At 72.6% G+C, this 2243-nt stretch carries 1 protein-coding gene and 1 pseudogene; one reads left to right on the top strand and one right to left on the bottom strand.

Annotated features, from left to right (window positions below; translation table 11 throughout):
- Positions 1-485: 485 nt before the first annotated feature.
- Positions 486-2096 carry a citramalate synthase gene (gene cimA / locus ACZ38L_RS39210; protein WP_465702892.1) on the top strand — a complete coding sequence of 537 codons (1611 nt, stop codon included), beginning with the start codon at positions 486-488 and terminating at the stop codon, positions 2094-2096.
- A gap of 48 nt (positions 2097-2144) precedes the next feature.
- Here the strand turns inward: cimA and ACZ38L_RS39205 are convergent.
- Positions 2145-2243, bottom strand: a pseudogene (locus ACZ38L_RS39205) (ATP-binding protein); the annotation flags it as partial.

Here is a 2243-nt window from a genome sequence, read left to right as displayed (position 1 = left end):
CACCTGGCACCGGGACGGCCGGTCGCAAGGCCTCGGGGAAAGTGGCAGTTCCAACCCCCCCCCCCCCCCCCCGGTTCCCCCCCCCCCCCCCCCCCCCCCCCCCCCCCCCCCCCCCCCCCGATCCGGGACGCGGAGGCCGCACTCCGGATGGTGTGCCAGACTGCCACCGTGACCTCGCTCGCGCTCATTATTGGCAGCAGGCGCGCCGGTTCGCAGTGACCGCTTCGCAGCACCCCTTCGCGGAGCGAGTTCCCCGCGCCCCCACGGGCGCCGGGCGACTGCCGACCCGCGCGCAGACCTCTCGCACCCGCGAGAGGTCTTTTGTTTTACCCCGGTCCGGCCCACCCGTGCCGACCGGGACGGACCCGGCCCTTCGGCCCCGCCCACCCGGCGGCGCCGGATTCCGGGTGGCGCGCGGGATGGTGGAACAGTGGAACCGGGATGTCCGGCATTCGCAGTGCCCCCGAAACGGAGAAACCAGGGCCATGACCGACGGCAGTGCACGTCACCCCGATGACAGCTTCCATGTCTTCGACACCACCCTGCGCGACGGCGCGCAGCGGGAGGGCATCAACCTGACGGTGGCCGACAAGCTGACCATCGCCCGGCATCTGGACGAGTTCGGGGTCGGCTTCATCGAGGGCGGCTGGCCCGGCGCCAACCCCCGGGACACCGAGTTCTTCGCCCGTGCCGCCGCCGAGCTGGATCTCAGGCACGCCCAGTTGGTCGCCTTCGGCGCCACCCGGCGGGCCGGCGGCAGCGCCGCCCAGGACCCCCAGCTGCGGGCCCTGGTCGAGTCCGGCGCGCCGGTGATCACCCTGGTCGCCAAGTCGCACGACCGGCACGTCGAGATGGCGCTGCGCACCACGCTGGACGAGAACCTGGAGATGGTCCGGGACAGCGTCGCCCACCTGCGGGCCCAGGGCCGCCGGGTCTTCATCGACTGCGAACACTTCTTCGACGGCTACCGGGCCAACCGCGACTACGCGCTGGCCGTGGTCCGCACCGCGCACCAGGCCGGCGCCGACGTCGTCGTGCTGTGCGACACCAACGGCGGGATGCTGCCGTCCGACGTCCGGGAGATCGTCGCGGACGTGGTCCGGAGCACCGGCGCGCGGATCGGCATCCACGCCCAGGACGACACCGGGTGCGCGGTCGCCAACACGCTGGCCGCGGTGGACGCCGGGGCCACCCACGTGCAGTGCACCGCCAACGGCTACGGCGAGCGGGTCGGCAACGCCAACCTCTTCCCGGTGGTCGGCGCGCTGGAGATCAAGTACGACCGGCGGGTGCTGCCGCCCGGCAGCCTGGTCGAGATGACCCGGATCTCGCACGCCATCGCCGAGGTGGTCAACCTGGCCCCCTCCACCCACCAGCCCTACGTCGGGGTCTCGGCCTTCGCCCACAAGGCCGGTCTGCACGCCTCGGCCATCAAGGTGGACCCCGACCTCTACCAGCACATCGACCCCGAGCTGGTCGGCAACACCATGCGGATGCTGGTGTCCGACATGGCGGGGCGGGCCTCGGTCGAGCTCAAGGGCAGGGAACTGGGCTACGACCTGTCCGCCGACCGCGACCTGGTCGGCCGGGTGGTCGCCCGGGTCAAGGAGCAGGAGAGCCTGGGCTACACCTACGAGGCCGCCGACGCCTCGTTCGAGCTGCTGCTCCGCGACGAGGTGCGGGGCAGCCGGGAGCGCTTCTTCACCCTGGAGTCCTGGCGGACCATCAGCGAGCAGTTGCCGGACGGCTCGGCGGGCAACGAGGCGACCGTCAAGCTCTGGGCCAAGGGCGAGCGGATGGTCGCCACCGGGGAGGGCAACGGCCCGGTGGACGCGCTGGACCGGGCGCTGCGCACCGCGCTGGAGAGGATCTACCCGCAGCTGGCGGACCTGGAGCTGGTGGACTACAAGGTCCGCATCCTGGAGGGCCAGCACGGTACCGGGTCGCGGACCCGGGTCCTGGTGGAGTCGGCCGACGGGACCGGCACCTGGTCCACCGTGGGGGTCGCCGACAACGTGATCGCGGCCTCCTGGAAGGCACTTGAGGACGCGTACAGCTACACCCTGGTCAAGGCCGGCCTGCGGCCGGAGGACTGACGCACCGTGGGGGGCTCCGACGGGAGCCCCCCGGCACGGTGTACCGGCCTACCGGAGTCGGGCGAGGAGGGCGTGCTCGACGAGGGTGATGAGGGCGCTCTTGGCGCTGTCCCGGCGGCGGGCGTCGAGGGTGATGATGGGGGTGTC

Source organism: Kitasatospora sp. NPDC024654 (assembly GCF_055559155.1).
Note: the sequence above shows the minus strand (reverse complement) of the source record. Positions and strands in the feature narration are given on the sequence as shown.

Coding starts and splice junctions, on each gene's coding strand:
- cimA (WP_465702892.1), top strand. CDS start 486: ATGACCGACGGCAGTGCACGTCACCCCGATGACAGCTTCCATGTCTTC.